This is a genomic window from Desulfobulbaceae bacterium (assembly GCA_015231515.1).
GTDB lineage: Bacteria > Desulfobacterota > Desulfobulbia > Desulfobulbales > VMSU01 > JADGBM01.
Genome location: JADGBM010000060.1, coordinates 1 through 18,453 on the forward strand (window position 1 = coordinate 1; position 18,453 = coordinate 18,453).

The 18,453-nt window shown below is 46.7% G+C and carries 14 protein-coding genes; 8 read left to right on the top strand and 6 right to left on the bottom strand.

All coding sequences use genetic code 11. The features are described from left to right. The first annotated feature begins 148 nt into the window (after nt 1-148). From HQK80_10125 to HQK80_10150, 6 genes are all read left to right on the top strand, one after another. A complete protein-coding gene (locus HQK80_10125) occupies nt 149-1,543 on the top strand; it encodes a sigma-54-dependent Fis family transcriptional regulator (GenBank protein MBF0222565.1) in 1,395 nt (464 codons plus the stop codon). 263 nt (nt 1,544-1,806) lie between these two features. Continuing rightward, nucleotides 1,807-3,642 carry a chemotaxis protein CheA gene (locus tag HQK80_10130; protein ID MBF0222566.1) on the top strand — a complete coding sequence of 612 codons (1,836 nt, stop codon included), beginning with the start codon at nt 1,807-1,809 and terminating at the stop codon, nt 3,640-3,642. Nucleotides 3,643-3,671: 29 nt separating this feature from the next. After that, the gene (locus tag HQK80_10135; protein MBF0222567.1) at nt 3,672-4,178 is read left to right on the top strand and encodes a purine-binding chemotaxis protein CheW; all 507 of its coding nucleotides are present in this window, start codon (nt 3,672-3,674) and stop codon (nt 4,176-4,178) included. A 71-nt stretch (nt 4,179-4,249) separates the two neighbouring features. Beyond that, nucleotides 4,250-6,430 carry an MCP four helix bundle domain-containing protein gene (locus tag HQK80_10140; protein ID MBF0222568.1) on the top strand — a complete coding sequence of 727 codons (2,181 nt, stop codon included), beginning with the start codon at nt 4,250-4,252 and terminating at the stop codon, nt 6,428-6,430. Nucleotides 6,431-6,475: 45 nt separating this feature from the next. Then, entirely contained in the window at nt 6,476-7,363 is an 888-nt protein-coding gene (locus HQK80_10145; protein MBF0222569.1) for a protein-glutamate O-methyltransferase CheR, read from the top strand. Nucleotides 7,364-7,369: 6 nt separating this feature from the next. Next, a complete protein-coding gene (locus tag HQK80_10150) occupies nt 7,370-8,422 on the top strand; it encodes a chemotaxis response regulator protein-glutamate methylesterase (GenBank protein ID MBF0222570.1) in 1,053 nt (350 codons plus the stop codon). Between the two features lie 5 nt (nt 8,423-8,427). Here the strand turns inward: HQK80_10150 and HQK80_10155 are convergent, their stop codons facing one another. The 5 genes from HQK80_10155 to HQK80_10175 all read right to left on the bottom strand — a co-directional run bounded on the left by HQK80_10155 (nt 8,428) and on the right by HQK80_10175 (nt 14,477). Next, entirely contained in the window at nt 8,428-9,303 is an 876-nt protein-coding gene (locus tag HQK80_10155; protein ID MBF0222571.1) for an NAD(+)/NADH kinase, read from the bottom strand. Nucleotides 9,304-9,341: 38 nt separating this feature from the next. After that, complete coding sequence (gene proC / locus HQK80_10160; GenBank protein ID MBF0222572.1) at nt 9,342-10,151, bottom strand: pyrroline-5-carboxylate reductase; 810 nt, start codon at nt 10,149-10,151, stop codon at nt 9,342-9,344. A gap of 203 nt (nt 10,152-10,354) precedes the next feature. After that, entirely contained in the window at nt 10,355-11,329 is a 975-nt protein-coding gene (locus tag HQK80_10165) for a UDP-3-O-acyl-N-acetylglucosamine deacetylase (GenBank protein ID MBF0222573.1), read from the bottom strand. Nucleotides 11,330-12,133: 804 nt separating this feature from the next. Next, on the bottom strand, nt 12,134-13,213 hold the full coding sequence (gene lpxK, locus HQK80_10170; GenBank protein ID MBF0222574.1) for a tetraacyldisaccharide 4'-kinase: 1,080 nt from the start codon (nt 13,211-13,213) through the stop codon (nt 12,134-12,136). Beyond that, the gene (locus HQK80_10175; GenBank protein ID MBF0222575.1) at nt 13,203-14,477 is read right to left on the bottom strand and encodes a 3-deoxy-D-manno-octulosonic acid transferase; all 1,275 of its coding nucleotides are present in this window, start codon (nt 14,475-14,477) and stop codon (nt 13,203-13,205) included. Before HQK80_10175 ends, lpxK begins: the two co-directional genes overlap by 11 nt. A 120-nt stretch (nt 14,478-14,597) precedes the next feature. On the opposite strand from HQK80_10175, the gene HQK80_10180 reads away from it, so the two are divergent. Beyond that, nucleotides 14,598-15,347, top strand: coding sequence for a 16S rRNA (uracil(1498)-N(3))-methyltransferase (locus HQK80_10180; GenBank protein MBF0222576.1), 750 nt, complete (start codon nt 14,598-14,600; stop codon nt 15,345-15,347). A 38-nt stretch (nt 15,348-15,385) separates the two neighbouring features. Here HQK80_10180 and murJ read toward each other — a convergent pair whose 3' ends face one another. Next, nucleotides 15,386-16,972: a murein biosynthesis integral membrane protein MurJ gene (gene murJ / locus HQK80_10185; GenBank protein ID MBF0222577.1), complete on the bottom strand. Its 1,587-nt coding sequence runs from the start codon at nt 16,970-16,972 to the stop codon at nt 15,386-15,388. Nucleotides 16,973-17,253: 281 nt separating this feature from the next. On the opposite strand from murJ, the gene HQK80_10190 reads away from it, so the two are divergent. Beyond that, a partial coding sequence (locus HQK80_10190; GenBank protein MBF0222578.1) for a GTP-binding protein occupies nt 17,254-18,453 on the top strand: 1,200 nt, incomplete at its 3' end.

An 18,453-nucleotide genomic window follows, 5' to 3' on the forward strand; every position in this document is an offset into this window, starting at 1 on the left:
TAGGGATGTTAGGTACTATGCGTGACAAACTGCGTGCTTAAGTCTTATTTTTGGTGAGTCGTTACAGCATTTCGGACTCTAAATTGGTCCGGTACTTTCGATAACAGGGTTTTATTTCTCATTGGGGGCATTTTTGAGACCATTTTCCATGAACTCGACAACCATCCTCATCGTCGATGACGAACCCAATTATCTCGTTGTACTCTCTGAACTTCTTGCAGATGAAGGCTTCGAGACACTAACCGCTGCCAATGGCCAAAAGGGTCTGGATATCGCCCAAGAGACCGACCTTGATCTGGTCATCACCGACATGCAGATGCCCGGCATGGACGGACTGACGTTCCTCCAGTCCCTAAAAGCACTTAACCGCAATCTTCCGGTCATAATGATCACTGCTTTTGGAGAGGTGGATAAGGCGGTTAAAGCCATGCAGGCCGGGGCCTACAACTATCTGACGAAACCCTTCAACAATGATGAACTTGTTGCCAATATAAAAAAATCCATCGAGCACTATCAACTTTCAAAAGAAAATCTGCGTCTGCGCAGCGAGATGCAGGAGCGCTACAGCTTTGATAAGATTATCGGTAAGAACAAGGCTATGCAGCAGATGTACTCCTTGATCGAGAAAGTAGCGCCAACACCTACAACCGTATTGATCTCCGGTGAATCAGGCACAGGAAAAGAGCTGGTCGCGCGAGCCATCCATTTTAACAGTCACAGGGAGCAATCCCCCTTTATTTCCGTAAACTGTGCGGCGTTACCTGATGCCCTGCTGGAGAGTGAATTTTTTGGCCATGAGAAAGGAGCATTTACCGGAGCCATAAGCCTCCGCAAGGGTAAATTTGAAGCCGCAGACTCCGGCACCATTTTTCTTGATGAGATCGGTGAGATGCCTTTGCCCCTCCAAGCAAAACTGCTCAGAGTTCTTCAGGAAAAAAGTTTTGAGAGAGTCGGCGGCAACAAGACAATACATGCTGATGTTCGCGTCGTTGCCGCGACCAACAAAGATTTAAAAGAGGAAGTTGAGCATCATCGTTTTCGAGAAGACCTCTATTACAGACTTAACGTTGTCCACATAATCCTGCCCCCTTTGCGAGATAGAATTGATGATATCCCCATGCTTGCCGACCACTTTGTGAAAAAATATGCAAACCAGGCCGGCAGACCGGATTTGCGTTTATCGTCTGACACAATCCGATTTTTATCGACCCTTCCTTGGGACGGAAACGTTAGAGAGTTAGAAAACGTCATTGAACGGGCCTCCATTCTCTGTGAAGGCAGAACCATTGAACCCCATGATGTTCACCCCGACCCAGACAGTGTTTCACCGCTCAGCTCCTCCGCCCATGGTTTTGATCTTGACCAGATTGTTCCACGAGATGCAAAATTGCCGGATGTACTTAATGAAATCGAAGGAAAAATGGTCAAACGTGCCCTCGACCAAACGAATTTCATCCAGACTAAAGCCGCCAAACTCCTTGGCATTACCAAAAGTCTCCTTCAGTACAAGATGAAAAAATTCAACATCAAAAAGACCACATAGTCCGCTCCAACTACCCGCCAGACCTTTAAACCTACCACAACGTGGCACACCAGTACCCAACACATTGCCAACACACTGATACTCGGTATTTTTTTTTGACATTTTTCTCTGTTTTGTGAGATAATTTTCACAGTGATACAGATAGAGAGGAGTGAAGATTGCGACCGAAAACAGTAACTGCAATCGGCCTCCTACCAAGAGATACTTAAAAACCACCACAGACAAACCATAAAGATGCCATTTCAAAGTGTCCAAGACCATCGATGACATCCGTATCCGCAAGTAAACAGGAGATCTCATTTATGGATCTGGTTACTCCTGAAACACGCACAAAATTTCTTGAAGAGGCCGACGACATCCTTCTGGAAATTGAGAGCGACCTGCTTCAACTCACAGAAACCCCTGCTGACCACTCCCCTGTCAAAACGCTGTTTCGTAACGTGCATAGCCTTAAGGGTAATTGCGGCTTCATGGGTTTTAGCGATTTAGAAAAACTGCTCCACACAGAAGAGACTCTGCTGGAGACTATCAAGGATGGCAGCTTAAAAAACATACAGAAAGCCTCTGAGATGCTGCTCGAGGTCCTGGATATTATCAAGGATTCAATTGCAGATATTCACTCCGGTGGGCACGGTGCTGTCTCCAGCCTCAATCTGTACGTTGAGATAATTAACAACCATCTGCCTAAAGGGCTCAGGGTTCCAAATGAGGCTCCGACATCCATGCTGGGTGAAATACTTGTTCAGCAGGGTGCAATTAATCAAGAGGATCTTGAGGAAGCTCTGGAAGCCCAGCACCAAACAGTTGGTGAAATTCTGATCAACTCAGGGACTGCTTCTGCAGCGCAAATCGAGACGGCACTGAAAGTACAAAATGAACTGCGCCCCAAAAATATAAGCCAACAAACAGTTAAAGCAACCACCAAACGACAGGACATCCGTGTCGATCTCGACAAACTTGATACCCTGATTAATCTGATCGGTGAGATGGTCATTGCCGAAAATATGGTCATCAACAATCCGGACTTAAACAACCTTGAGCTTGAGAGCTTTTCAAAGGCCTCTCAACATATGGAGAAAATTGTTCGTGAGTTGCAGGAAATGGCCATGATTATTCGAATGATCCCGATTTCAGGTCTGTTTCGTAGGATGATCCGCCTCGTGCATGATCTCTCAAGAAAATCCGGCAAAAAGGTTGACCTCGAGCTTATTGGTGAAGGCACAGAAGTTGATAAAACTGTGATTGAAAAAATAACAGACCCACTTGTTCATTTGATTAGAAACTCCATGGATCATGGCATTGAAGACAGCGACACCCGCATTAAGGCCGGCAAGCCCGAAACAGGCAGCCTTAAACTCTCTGCCTCACATGAAGAGGGCGAGATCCGGATTACGCTTGTTGATGATGGGCATGGCATGGATCGAGACAGACTCATCGCCAAAGGCATTGAACGTGGAATTGTCAGTGGGGATGGCTCGCAACTCTCCGAGAGTGACGCCCTGCAACTTATTTTTCAACCGGGTTTTTCAATGGCTGAAAAAATCACCGACATTTCAGGGCGCGGGGTCGGTATGGATGTTGTTCGACAAAACCTTGAATCAATAAAAGGCAGAATTGATGTGAGTAGTACCCTTGGAGAAGGAACCAAGATATCGCTTCGCATTCCACTTACTCTGGCAATTATTGATGGTATGCTTGTCAGGACCGGCACCGCTCACTACATCCTGCCGATCCTGTCCATTCGAGAATCATTTAGACCAGCGGCTGCCCAAATCACAATTGCCCCCGATGGCCAGGAGTTAGTTAAAGTCCGAGAATCCATTATGCCTGTAATCCGTCTGCACCGACTCCACAAGGTTACGCCTGATTACCGAGACTTAGATAAAGGCATTTTAATTGTACTTGAATCCTCCAAAAGCCCGACATGCCTGTTTGTTGACGAACTCATGGGCCAGCAACAGACCGTGATCAAAGGCCTTTCGGACTACATTGGCCAACTGGGTGATGTAGGCGGTGTTTCAGGTTGTACCATCCTCGGTAATGGCGAAGTGTCCTTAATTCTTGACGTCAGAGCTCTGGAAGAACTTGCTTGCAGATAAATTACTAATACCCCATAGAGGAATACGAAATGGCTAACACAGAAGACCTTGACCTTGACGATGATCTTTACGATGACGACGAAGACACCCAAAAAGACAAGTTTCTCACCTTTCATCTGGCTGGAGAAGACTACGGGATTGCAATTGCCCATGTCACCGAAATCATCGGCATTCAAAAGATCACTGAAGTCCCGGACATGCCGGATTTCGTAATAGGAGTGATCAATTTGCGCGGCAATGTTATTCCGGTGATGGATGTCCGTCTACGATTCGGGTTGGCGGAAAGAAAGTACGATGAACGGACCTGCATAATTGTGGTTGAAATTAACGGTACATCTGTCGGCCTTGTTGTTGATCAGGTGAACGAGGTCGTCGACATCCCTGAGGATCAAGTGGAACCAGCACCAAAAACCGGTAAATCATCAGCTAGCAGTTTCATTGCCGGAATGGGTAAAATGGGTGACGATGTAAAAATTCTACTCAAGGTCGACAAGCTGATTTTTAATACTCCCGACCAGGTAAGCGAAGAGACCTAACACTGAAGATATTAAATTCAACCAACTCTTTTACACTGCACTTTTCATACACCTTTTAAGGAGGAGTTATCATGAAAATTTTTGGAAAACTTACAGGATCGTTTGCAATTGTTGCTGCAATCTGCGCAGTTGTCGGCACAGTCGGCTGGATGGGAATCAACTCCACCGAAAAGGGGCTTATTGAGATCGCAGAAGTCCGTCTACCTTCTATTCATGGTCTCGGCTTAATGATGGAATCGATGAATGCCATCAAGTCTGCCGAACGTACCATGATCATCTCAGCACTTTCAGCAAAAGAACGGGCGCATGAAGTAGACAATTTAGATGAACGCTGGGCAGAGTTCCAAAAAGGCTTTGATATCTACGCCCCACTCCCGCAGGTTCCAGAGGAAGCAAAAATTTGGGACAAATATCTTCCAGCCCTCGAAACATGGAAAAAAGAGCATCAAAAGCTGGTGGAACAAGTAACAAAAGTGAAACTTGACGATGTCGAATCGCTGGAAGCCGTTCTGGTACAGAGACAGCTCGACCATATCAAATGGGTTTACGCCCTGGGCGTTGCCGTTGATCGAAAAACCCATTTTGACGGACAGCTTGACCCCAAACTGTGCGGATTCGGCAAATGGCAGTCGACCTTCTCTTCTGGCGATGTCGCTTTTAACAAGATCGTCGAGCGCTTCTCAGCACCCCACGAAAAACTCCATGCCTTTGGCGGCAAACTCAATGCCTTAATTGACCAGAAAAATTACGACGCAACCATGACCATGTTTGACCAGGAAGTTACGCCCGCCCTGGCCGATATCGAGGCGCTTTTCGAAGAGGCCCTGGCAGATGTAAGAGCTGACATCGTCTCTCTTGATGCCGCCAAAGATATTGGCTTCGGTTCAGAACAGGCAGCATTTAGTGAAAACATGAAATACCTGGATGCCATTATCGAAATTAATGAAAAAACTTCCGAAGAGGTCAGCCACGCTGCCATAGCCACAGCAGAGCGCAGCAAAATTACAGCAATCATCGCAGTTGCCCTTGGCTCGATTCTAGCGCTGGCCTTTGGTTTTTTTCTATCCAAAAGTATCTCCGGCCCCTTGAGAAAATCCGTTACGATGCTTGAAGAGATGGAGAAGGGCCACCTTAACGATCGCCTCAACATGAAGCGCAGCGATGAGATTGGCCAGATGGCAACCACAATGGATCAATTTGCCGACAGCCTTCAAGGTGAAACCGTAAAAGCCCTGATTATGCTTGCCAATGCAGACCTGACCTTTAATGCAAAGCCAAAAGACCAGCAGGATGAAATTGGTACTGCCTTAAAAAAAGCCGGCGATGATTTAAACAGCGTTGTGATTCAAATACTTGCCGCCTCAGAGCAAATTGCCAGTGGTGCAAACCAGGTTGCCGATTCAAGCCAAGCCCTCTCGCAGGGTGCCACAGAATCCGCTGCTTCACTTGAACAGATTACCAGTTCCATGACCGAACTTGCCTCACAAACCACCACTAATGCAGAAAACGCCAACCAGGCTAACCAGTTGGCACAACAGGCCAGAAAGGATGCTGAGCGTGGGGATACCCATATGGATGAATTAGTCTCTGCCATGGCTGAGATTAATGCCTCCGGCCAAAATATCTCAAAAATAATTAAGGTTATTGACGAGATAGCCTTTCAAACGAACTTACTGGCCTTAAACGCCGCCGTTGAAGCTGCGCGGGCGGGACGACACGGCAAAGGCTTTGCGGTGGTTGCCGAAGAGGTTCGTAATCTTGCCGCCAGAAGCGCCAAAGCTGCTCGTGAAACCTCGGAACTGATCGAAGGATCAGTCGAAAAGGCTAAAAATGGCTCTTCAATTGCCGATCAAACAGCCACTGCCTTAAAAGAGATTGTCAGCGGTGCCACTAAGGTCACTGATTTAGTAGGCGAAATTGCCGCAGCATCCAATGAGCAGGCCAACGGCATTTCCCAGATCAATCAGGGACTTAGCCAAATCGACCAGGTGACGCAGCAAAATACGGCCTCAGCCGAACAGGGTGCAGCAGCAGCCGAAGAACTTTCCAGTCAGGCCGTTCATCTTAAGACCATGCTTTCACGATTTAAAGTGCGTGGCGGAAGACAATCAACCAACGCCCAGCCAAAATTACCCCACAGTTCACTTGGAAAAGATGACAAACAAAGCGGTTGGGGCCAAGAACAGTTCACTTCAAATCCCAAACCAAGTGAGATTATCGCCCTTGATGATGGGGAGTTTGGTAAGTTTTAACACATTGATGAACACTACTGTTCAGATATTGGAACTACAGTAATGATGGAATCCACAGCAGTACGAGCTCGGCCTCCTGAAAACTCAGGTGAGTACGCGTCGCCAACGATGATGACGATCAGTAACAGCGAGTTCAACCAGCTTCGTGAATTCGTTTACGACAAGTTCGGCATAAATCTTACAGAACAGAAACGTTCACTCGTTGTGGGCCGACTGCAAAAATATATTCAGAGCATAGGCCACAGTTCATTTGACAGTTACTTTAGCTACTTAACCGCCGATAAATCATTTAAAGCCCACGATGAACTGATCAACAGAATATCGACAAATTTTTCATATTTCTACAGGGAAAACGCCCATTTTGACTTTTTTACAACGAAGGCCTTGCCGGAATTAATCAGATCCCTTAAGTTGAAAAACTCAAAAGACATTCGAATCTGGACCGCAGGGTGCTCAACCGGGGAAGAGCCGTATATGTTACTCATGTTGATGATGGAATATCTTGGTATTGACTACCCAAACTGGAATGCTGGGCTTTTGGCCACCGATATTTCAAACAATGTTCTAACCTTTGCCAGGCAGGCTCTATACCCTGCAGACCGGACAACAAAAGTGCCTAAAAATATCTTGTCTAAATACTTCACAAAAAGGCCTGACAATATGATGGCTGTTAGTGAAAAAGTTAAAAAAGAGCTCACCCTGCGTCGGTTTAATCTTATGAATACCGTGTTTCCATTTAAGGAGCCTTTTCATATGATTTTTTGTCGCAATGTAATGATTTATTTTGACAAGCCAACCCGAGACACACTGGTAGCAAAATACCACAAGGCTCTAGCTCCTGGAGGGTATTTATTTATAGGTCATTCTGAGACAATAGGCCGCGAACAAAGCATTTTCAAATATATCATGCCTGCCTGTTACCAAAAGATATAGTCCACTATGCCGGCAAAAATAATACGCGTTCTCGTCATCGACGATTCAACTCTCGTTAGAAACATACTAACTGACGGCTTAAATAAAGACCCCGGTATCGAAGTTGTTGGGTCAGCACCTGATCCATACAGTGCCCGTGACAAGATTGTTCAACTGCGGCCGAATGTCTTGACCCTTGATGTTGAAATGCCCAGAATGGATGGCGTTGAGTTTCTGCGCCGACTAATGCCTCAATACCCCCTGCCGGTTGTTATGGTCAGTTCCCTCACGCAACGAGGCAAACAGATAACTCTGGAAGCGTTGGAGGCAGGTGCTGTAGACTTCGTTTCCAAGCCATCAGTCGATCTGGCACGAGGCCTCGAAGGCATGATGACTGAGCTTTGCACCAAAGTCAAAATTGCTTCAACCGCTAATGTTTCACACTGGAAAAACAGAAGGAATCTTCTGCCAAGTGAACGACAGCTTCAGGCGCCAAAATCCCTATCTGAGTCAACCGACAAAGTAATCGCCATTGGCGCTTCAACAGGTGGAACAGAGGCTATCAGAACTGTTATCAGCCGGCTACCGCCATCAACCCCAGGTGTAGTAATTGTTCAACATATGCCAGCAGGTTTCACAAAAATGTTTGCTGATCGACTCAACAATACCTGCGACATGCAGGTCAAAGAGGCAGAAACAGGCGACAGAATTATGGCCGGAAGAGTGCTGATAGCTCCAGGAGAAAAGCAACTTACTGTCACACGGTCAGGCGGCGTCTACAAGGTAAATTGTAAGCCGGGAGAAAAGGTAAGCGGCCATTGCCCTTCAGTTGATGTAATGATGAAATCAGTTGCCGAACATGCTGGTGCCAACGCCATTGGTGTATTACTTACTGGAATGGGTGCCGATGGCGCTAACAGTATGCTGGCAATGCGAAAGGCCGGCGCCCGCACACTTGCCCAAGACGAAAAATCCTGCGTTGTGTTCGGCATGCCTAATGAAGCGTATAAAAGAGGCGGGGCTGAGCGTTTAGTGCCCCTAGACAACATAGCCAAAGAAATTTTAGCTATATTGAGCTAACCGTATTATTTCTTCTCAGAGAGCCTCACCGGAACAGGTGTTTCAATGTGGCGCGGTCTGTTCTTTTCGCTCCCCCCCCAACTTAGTTTATTTTTCAAAATCTCAAAATAGTCCTGTTTCGAAGAGCCTATGAGCTGGAGCCTTTTTTCCGAGGCCCTTACCTCTAAAAAATCGTTAGCCTCCATATCCCAGGCAATTTTCCCATCCACTATAACTTTCACATCTTGAGAGTGCTCAGCAAAAAGACGGCTGATCAATTTGGTTTCTGGTGCCAGAAGTACGGGCCGACTGTCCAGCATGAATGGACAAATTGGGGTAACCAAAATGGAATGAAGCTTGGGGTGAACAATGGGCCCCCCGGCAGAAAGATTATAGGCCGTTGCCCCGGTAGGTGTTGAAAAGATCAAACCGTCGGCCCGATATGTGGTGATATAATCATTATCAGCCCAGGTTCCAAGCTGAATTAAACTGTCAAGAGTCCCTTTGCTGATAACTACATCATTTAAAGCGTAATGCCACTGGGTCACCTCGCCATTACGCCAGAATCTGACCTTGAGCATCAAGCGTTCTTCAACCACAAACGAGCCGTTAAGTATTCCGGTAAGGGCTTCAAAACGCTGGGCCTTGGCAATTTCAGTCAAGAAGCCCAAATCACCCAAGTTAATGCCAACTACAGGTATTTCGTATCTGCTTGCCTGATTGGCAACATGCAAGAGTGTCCCGTCCCCGCCAAGAATCACGAGAAGATCCAAACCTTTCTCTACTTTATCGACAAGTACGGAAATTGAACGATCTTCCAACCACTGCTTGAGCTCAAGGGCCATCTCCTGAGCTTCATTTGTACCCTTGCGTATAATGAGACCTACTTTATGTATTGCCATGACATTCCATTTCTAATTTCTAGTTCCAGACATCGGACTCACTCACCCAACTCTCGAGAACGTTTAGTTGCCGCTTCAACAGCATCCATCAAAATGCCCTGAAATCCGGCCCTAGCCATCGCATGAAGACCAGCAATTGTAGTACCGCCTGGCGAGGTGACCATGGCCTTTAAATCTGCCGGACTCTGCTTTGTCTCCATGGCAAGTTTGGCAGAACCAAGAACCGTTTGCAAAACTAAGGTTTGGGCCTCCGGTCTGGGCAATCCAACTTTAACTCCGCCATCAATAAGCCCTTCAATAAAACTAAATACATAGGCCGGCCCGGAGCCACTCAATCCTGTCACAGCATCAAGATAGCTTTCAGCAAGAACCACCGTCTGCCCGACAGCATCAAAAAGGGCTTTCACCTTAGCAACATCGGCCTCGTCAGCACCTTTTCCGGGACTGATAGCCGCCGCACCTTCCCCGACAAGCGCAGGCGTATTGGGCATTACCCTGACCAGGTGACATGGCGCACCGTCCAAGGCAGTCTCAATTGAAGCCAAAGAAACGCCAGCAGCGATAGAAACTAATAGATGTCTGGACTGCACACTATCTTTAATCCCGCCTAAGGCCTTTGCCATTACCTGAGGCTTAACGGCAAGAACCAGTAGATCGCAACTATCAACCACCGGGCCTGCCTGGTCGAATACAGAAACACCAAAACTATCATGTAAAAAAGTTCGTCTACCCTGATCAAGGTCAACAACAAAAATCTGTTCAGGCAACGCCAGTCCGGAGGCACAAATTCCCTGAATGAGAGCTTCCGCCATCCTGCCTCCGCCTATAAATCCAATAGTAGTAGCCATGCTAATTCCCTTTATGTGTATCAATTATTGATAATCAGCCGCAAAAAACAGGGCCTTCATCTGTTTTGCAGAATGAACATAAAAAATGAAAATTCACTTCACTCAGAAGCGTCATACCCCATAGCCTGGAAAAAACAACAAAAAAAAACCTGTACAACCCACTCCGGGTCATACAGGTTTTTCTCTCCTTTCCAGGGGAATTTTCAAACTACGGCAGGGCAACTTCCAGGAAAATCGGCAGGCGGTATCAAGAAAGGAAGCAGCATATTTCGTGCAGACTTAGTGGTATTTACAATCTTTTCCAGGATACAGCTTTCCCCGTTTTTTTGAAGTTCAACGATCTGCCATTTTTCCGGATGTGCAGCAATCTCTTTCATCAACCCCAGATGCTGGCTATGACCTGATTTCGATGCTATCACATGTCCAAACATCGGACAGCCAAGCAAGGCCAGATCACCAATTAGATCCAGAATTTTGTGGCGAACAAACTCATCATTAAAGCGAAGTCCGTCCTCATTAATCACGCCGTTGCGGTCAATGACCACGGCGTTGTCCAGTGAACCGCCAAGCGCATAGCCATTCTGCTGAAGCATCTCGACCTGCTCGATAAAGCCAAAGGTCCGGGCTGAAGCAATCTCGTTCACGAACGCTTCGGGTGACAACTCAAAGGTATAGGTCTGGCTTTTAACAAACTCATGATCAAAATCTATGTTACAGGTAAACTTAAGCCCATCGTGAGGTAAAATGCGTATATCCTTATCTCCTTCACGGTAGCAGATCTCCTCAGTAATTTTGAGGACACGCCGCGAGGCTTTTTGCTCTTTGCGACTGGCCTTTTTCAGAATATGAACAAAAGGGCCGGCACTACCGTCCATGATCGGCAACTCGGGGGCATCAAGCTCCACAAGGGCATTATCAATTCCCAGGCCAGCAAGCGCACCAAGGAGATGTTCCGTTGTTGAAAACACCATTCCATGACTGGCAATGGTAGTTGCCAGTCTGGTATCAACAACGCTGTTCATATAGGCCGGCATTGAATCATCATTGCCCTTAAATTTAAAACGGATGCCACTGTTGGCGGGGGCAGGTGAAATTGTCAGCTCAACGGGTGCACCGGTGTGCAACCCGATTCCACAAAAGCTGACTGATTTTTTTAAGGTGTGCTGATAAATTTCCATTATATCTATAAATTTCGCAACTGAATCAGCGAAATAGATCTCCAATATATGTTTTACCTACAAGGATCTGTGAATCCATTTCTAAAAGAATTCCAGAGGTTAGCCATACTAGTAGTTGTACAGAGCAAAATTCAAGCCAAACAGCACATTAGCCCCCAACCAAACCGACTAAAAAAAATATCGCCTTTATTTTCAGCGAGTTATAATAAAAAAAATATCAGAACTCCTGCTTCAAATACGTTGAGCGGGCCAGCCACAGGTGTGTACAAAAAAACACAAAACCAACCTAACCAGTTGATCTGGATCAAAAAAGCCACAGCAAAAAGTAAATATTCGGCTTGAGCTAAAAACAGTTAAGTAGTAACATTTCCTCCTTAGCGGGTGTTTTTCCTCAGCCCCAAAGGGGCGTAACATACTAGCCCAGGGCAACGCCCTGGGATATAGGAACATATAATAAATAGCCCTGAAAGGGCGTCACATAGGCTTAAAACCGGCAGGGTCAGATGTCACGCCCTTTCAGGGCTATCTGTACTATTCCAGTCCCCAGGGCGCTGCCCTGGGCTGGTATGCTCTGGCCCTTTCAGGGCAAACCGAATATTTACAGCAAAAATTCACAATTCCACATTTCAAATCAATGTCATTAACTTAACGAGTATGATTGTGAAGCCGTCATCCCCGAATGCTGTTATCGGGGATCCAGCTAAACATAAAACTTCCTGGATCCCGGCTAAAAACATGCCGGGATGACGATACTATAAGGTTTTATGAATTTACAAATGTTTCTTAAGTTAATGGCATTGGATTTCAAATGTCGGCATTGAGAGCTGCGCCAGCCCTTCTAACTGTGCCGAGGACAAACATATCAAAATCGTGACTGGCAATCAGATTAAGTTGCGCCACCCAGATTGGCAATGGAACAGACATATTCTTTACTTTAACGAAGTCTTTTGCTGTGGTCACAAGTCCGTCACAACCAGCCTGCTGGGCGCCTTCAGACAAAAGCCTGAGATCATTTTCACTGTAGCGATGATGATCAGCGAAGGCCTGCATCCCAGAGAGCAGCAGGCCTGCGCCCCTGAGTGCCGAGAAAAAACCTTCAGGTTTGGCAATACCGCAAAAGCCAAAGAGTTTTTTCCCCAGCAAAGCAGCAACGGGAAGTTGCTGCGGATCAGTCCCATGGGCGACAAAGCCTGCAATACGATAGTGAATGTCAAAAATTGGCGTATCAGAAAATCTGTGCCCAAGCCTGTCTTTAAACTTTTCAACCTTCGCCTTATTCTGTTCGGTAACTCCTGTAATAATAAAGGCGTCGGCACGACCCAAGGCCGAGACCGGTTCACGCAATACCCCGCCAGGAAACACCCATCCATCACCAAGCAACTCATCTCCTGAAAAAAGAACAAGATTGAGATCTCTGGCCAGAGCCAAGTGCTGAAAGCCATCATCCATCACAATCAGGTCTGCCAGCCTGCCCGCCTCAATATGGCGTCCGGTCTTTACTCGTTTTGCCCCGGTAAGGACAGGAACCCCAGGCAGAGCTTGAGCTAAAAGGACAGGTTCGTCACCCGCCGCATCAGGCCCGAGCAGGACACTCTGGCCGTCAGAGACAATGGTAACAGGCTTCACACTTTTACCACCATAGCCCCTGCTGATGACGGCCGGTTTATACTCTTGACCAAGCAAACGAACAATGTACATGACCACCGGCGTCTTTCCCGTACCCCCCATTGTCAAATTACCGATACTGATAACCGGAAGAGACAGCTTCTCGGACGAAAAGAGCCCATTGGCATACAGTGCCGCACGTAAGCGCATAGCTAAACTGTAGAACGGTGCCAATAGCTTCCCGAAGGTAAAGCAAATTTTCAAGCTATCAGGAGACATGGTTTTCTACTATTTGCTGGATTAAGTCGGCATATTTTCGAGCAGCACCCCGATGCGACATAACAAATTTTGAGGCATTGCTACCCATTTTAACACAGAGTTGCGGATCAGCACAGAGCTGGCCAATCGTTTCACCAAAATCCTTCGGGGTTGTCTGTCTGGCCGCCCCTGCCCTCAAAAGACCTTGACTGGCCTCCTTAAAATCTGCCATGTATGGCCCATAAACAACCGGCTTTCCCCAATAGGCAGGTTCCAAGGGATTATGCCCTCGTTCATCAACCAGACTTCCCCCGACAAAGGCGATATCAGCATAACTATACAGATAGACCAGCTCACCCAAGGTGTTTAGAATAATTACTTGGGTCAAATCAGTTAGTTCGTCTGTTTCAAGAGCCGCATCAAAACCCGAGGCAACCGCCATCTCATAAACTTTCCTGGACCGTTCAATGTTTCGAGGTGCAATTACCAGTAATAAATTTCCTCTGGTTTTGCGCAACCGGTCAAAGGATTCGAGAATAATCCGCTCTTCGCCATCATGGGTACTCCCCGCCACTACCACGTACCTTCCTCTGAAACAGTTTGTCATGCGGGTCAGATCTGGAGCATCCTCAATTTTCAGCTCTAAATCAAATTTCAGGTTGCCGTAACTTGTAATTTTTTGAGAGGCAATCCCCAACTGCCGAAGTTGCAGGCGACCGCTGTCCATCTGCATGGAGAGCGCCGCAAATGAATCAAAAAAAGAGGAAAAAAGAGGCTTTAACAACTTGTATCTGGCAAATGATTTCTGAGCAATACGGCCATTAACCAGAACATAAGGGACACCATCTCTCTGCAATTGCCAGATAATATTGGGCCAGAAATCGGTCTCGACAAGCACAAAAATATCAGGCTTCACTTTCTTAACAAAACGTTGAACCGTAAAAAAGAGATCGAATGGAAACGGGATAAATTGATCAACAACAGTAGAAATCTCCTTTGCCATCAGTTGCCCCCCCTGAGTAACAGACGAAAACAGCAGCTCACATTCGGGCATTTTCTGGCGCAATGCCTTGACAAGAGGTTTAGCGGAGGTCACTTCTCCAACAGATAAGGCATGAATCCAAATCCGAGGTCGGCCCGACTTTTTAGCGGGAATCTGAAGATCTATCCCCAGGCGCTGCGGGATACGTTCCTTGTATTTTGATGAGAATAGTGCCATCAAGGCAAGCAATGGCAGGAAAAAAATCAGCGTCACCAGCTGCAATATGTTATATAAGGAGCGCATTAAAGTGATCTTAAATTTGTGGTGTCAGGTTCCCGACTCGATAAACAAACATTTTCAGCCTTTCACCTTTTATTTCTCTAACTGTTTTATTCGAAGAGACCAACGTCCCAACTCGCAAACATGAATATTCTACTTATCCATAAAGCAGAGATAGTCAATGATCGTATTATCATAACCGGCGACAAGTTGAAGCACCTGCGCAAAATCCTTAAAGTACAGATCGGTGACACTGTTAAAATCGGTATCATCAATGAAAAAATCGGTTCAGGAACGGTCGAAGCCCTTTCAAAAGAAGGCGCCCTGCTTCACGTACAGGTAGAAAAGCCCCCCCCAGAACGGCTCCCCGTCCATCTGATCCTGGCAATTCCCCGACCAATCATGTTAAAACGTGTGCTGGCCCAGGCTGCCTCCATGGGCATTGAGCAAATTTCACTCCTGCGCTCAAAACGCGTCGAAAAAAGTTTTCTCGACTCGTCTATTATTGAGCAGGATAACTACACCCCTTTCCTGCTCAAAGGCATTGAACAATCGGTGGATACACGAACTCCCGAGGTGCAGATTCACCGCAGGTTCAAATCCTTCATAGAGCAGATAGCAGCAGACAGCAGTTCCAGAAACCTGAGACTTATTGCCCATCCCCACGGCACTGCCTATTTACGAGATACCAAAACAGAAGGCCCAGAACAGCGGATCGATATAGCCATTGGCCCGGAAGGCGGTTGGATCGACTACGAAGTTGAACAGTTCACCAACCTTGGCTTCATACCATTTACAATGGGGGCGCGAATCCTTAGAGTCGACACCGCTGTTCCAGCTATACTTTCTCAGCTTGAACTTTTACGCCAGCAGTCCCATTTTAAAAACAGTTGAAGACAACGGTCAACAATCGACCCTGCCGCTATCAGTGATCAGGGCCGGACTCGCCCAACAACCTTCGCCACCAATGTTGTCAGTTCCGGCAGTCTGGTCAGATACAAAACGCCTCCATAGACTCCGGCACCAGAACATACCAAAAAGATAAGCCCGCCGATTTCTGTAAAAAAGCCACGCTCACTTTGCGCCATAAGGTCTTTAAAAAACCGCAACCAAACCCACATGACACCAGTAGCAAAAACCACCTTCAAAAAACCTTTTACCAGATAGGAAAGAGAGTAACCGGACAGCTTTCGATACAAGACCACACTTAACAAAACAAAATTACCAAACATGGCACAGGAAGTAGAAAGTGCTATCGCCTTGTGCTGCATCCCGTCAATGGTAAGCAGAATAATTAAGATATTGGTTCCCACAGCCAGAAAACTAGCAACTACCGGGAATTTGGTGTCATTGAGTGCATAAAACACCGGCACAGTAATCTTAACTGAAGCGTAGGCGAAAAGGCCCAAGACGTAAAAACGTAAGGCCTCAGCGGTACGAACAGTATCAAACATACTGAACTGCCCGTGCTCGAAAATTATTTTTACAATCATCTCCGACAGTAAGAAAAGCCCGGCAGTTGCAGGAATTGTCAGACAAAATGCCATTGTCAAAGCTGAGACATAGGTCTCACGAATTCCGGTGAAGTTCTTTTGCGCGGCATACCGTGAAATAACAGGCATAGTGGCAATTGAAACGGCAACCCCGAAAACACCAATGGGAAACTGCACTAATCGAAAGGCATAGTTTAACCAGGAGACACTGCCCTCAACACAAGACGAGGCAAAGTTAGTATTCACAAAAATATTAATCTGAGTGGCACCTAATCCTATAATCGCCGGAATCATCAACATAAACACGCGGCGGAGGCCAGGATCACGGAGATCAACCTGTGGCTTAAAGCGAAATCCTGTTTTTAACAGGGTTGGAAACTGCCCGGACATCTGCAGAAAACCACCGATCAGGGTACCAATTGCCATTCCGACAATCGCCGGATAACCAAATTTGGGTAAAATTATGGCCAGCGATACCCCACCAACAATCGACCCCAGGTTAAAGAAACTCGATGATATGGAGGGCACAAAAAAACGTCCCTTACTGTTGAGAATCCCCATAACAACGGCAGCAATTGAGACAAAAACCAAAAAAGGAAACATGATAACGGTCAGCTTCCTGGTTAGCTCGGCCTTGCCGGTAATCAGTGCAAAATCAGGTGCAATCAGAGTTACTAACGGGCCCGCAAAGACAATCCCCAAAAGAGTGATCAAACTTACCAGTATGGCTATCGCCGAAAGTACATTGTTGGCCAGCTGCCAGGTCGCCTTCTTGCCCTTATTGGTGTCGTAATCAGAAAAGACTGCCACAAATGCGGCACTCAAGGCGCCTTCACCAAACAGGTCTCTCAGCAGGTTAGGTATCCGAAAGGCTACGACAAATGAATCATAGGCCATCCCTGCCCCAAACAGAGTTGCCATCACCTGCTCGCGCACCAGGCCCAGCACCCTGCTGCACATCACCGCGATGCCAACCAGCCCTGCAGACTTTGCAATCTTCCCGGTACTATCAGAGGGTTTTTTCATATCACAATAGTTTCAATTTTCGCATTTATGGCCAGCAAAAAGACAGCTTTTTAGTTGGACTGGAACTTATCAGTCATGCGTCGATATCGCAAGGAATTAACTACAGTTCAGAACAGTCAAACACTGAGATGCAATTACACGCCTCTACAATAATCGACAATAATCAGTTGACATCATTTAGCCTTTATATTAGCTCATAAGTCTGTATAAAAGAGTGATGACTAACACTGTGTATCTCATAAAATTCACAAATACCATTAACTTATACTACGGAGAAGTTCATGAGCGAAATTCATGCGTTGCGTAATGTTGGAATCTTTGGCCACGGTAAGTGCGGAAAGACCTCTTTAGCTGAAGCTCTTTTGTTCACAGCCGGCAAAACCACCCGACTGGGAAAAGTTGATGACGGCAGCTCATGCATGGACTTCGAGCCCGAGGAGATCCAACGCAACCTGTCGATCAGCTCATCATTCAACAACCTCTCCTGGAATAAAAAAGAGGTTTTCCTGACCGATACTCCCGGTGACGACAACTTCCTCAACGATTCCATCTTCGCCACCCAGGTTGTTGACAGTGCAATTTTCACCATCGGCGCGGTACTTGGCGTTAAACACCAGACGGAACGTATCGCCGACTTTCTGGTGGAGTCAGGACTCCCCACTCTCATCTTCATAAATAAAATGGATAGAGAGCGGGCCAATTTCGACCGGACCATCAAGGCTATCAATGACATTCTGCCTTTAAAGGCTGCGGTTATTCACCTGCCGATCGGCAGTGAAAGCAATTTTAAAGGTGTAATCGATCTCGTTAACCAAGATGCCTACATGTTTGACGGCTCGACGGGAAAAGTCCGCAAAGCCCTGGTGCCCAAGGAGATGGCTGATGAAGTTGTCATGTATCGTGAATCCCTCATGGAGCTGGTTGCTGAAACTGATGATGATCTCATCGAAAAGTTTCTTGAAGAAGGTGAGCTTTCTGACGAAGATTTGAAGGCAGGCCTCGTTAATGCTATAAAATCCGCAAAACTCTCTCCCATTCTTGCCGGCGCCGCCACTGCAAATTTAGGTACCGAACTTCTACTCAACGCAATCACCGATCTTCTGCCTTCTCCGGCGGAACATGCCCCTTTTGTCGGAACCTCTCCCAAGGGTGAAATCGAAGAGAGAGCATCATCTCCAGACGCACCTTTCTCAGCGCTGGTATTTAAAACCATGGCCGACCCCTACTCGGGAAAACTGACGCTGTTTCGAGTTATGTCCGGAACTCTCACCGGAGACACCTTCCTTAATTCAACCAAAGACACACCAGAGCGTTTTGGTCAACTGCTGACCATAGAGGGCAAAGAGTCAAAACCAGTCAGCACCGCTATTCCCGGCATGATTGTCGCGGTTGCCAAACTCAAAGCAACTACCACCGGAGATACCTTATGCGATGCGGCCAAACCGATTATTTACCAGGCCAAAGCCGCGATTAAACCAACC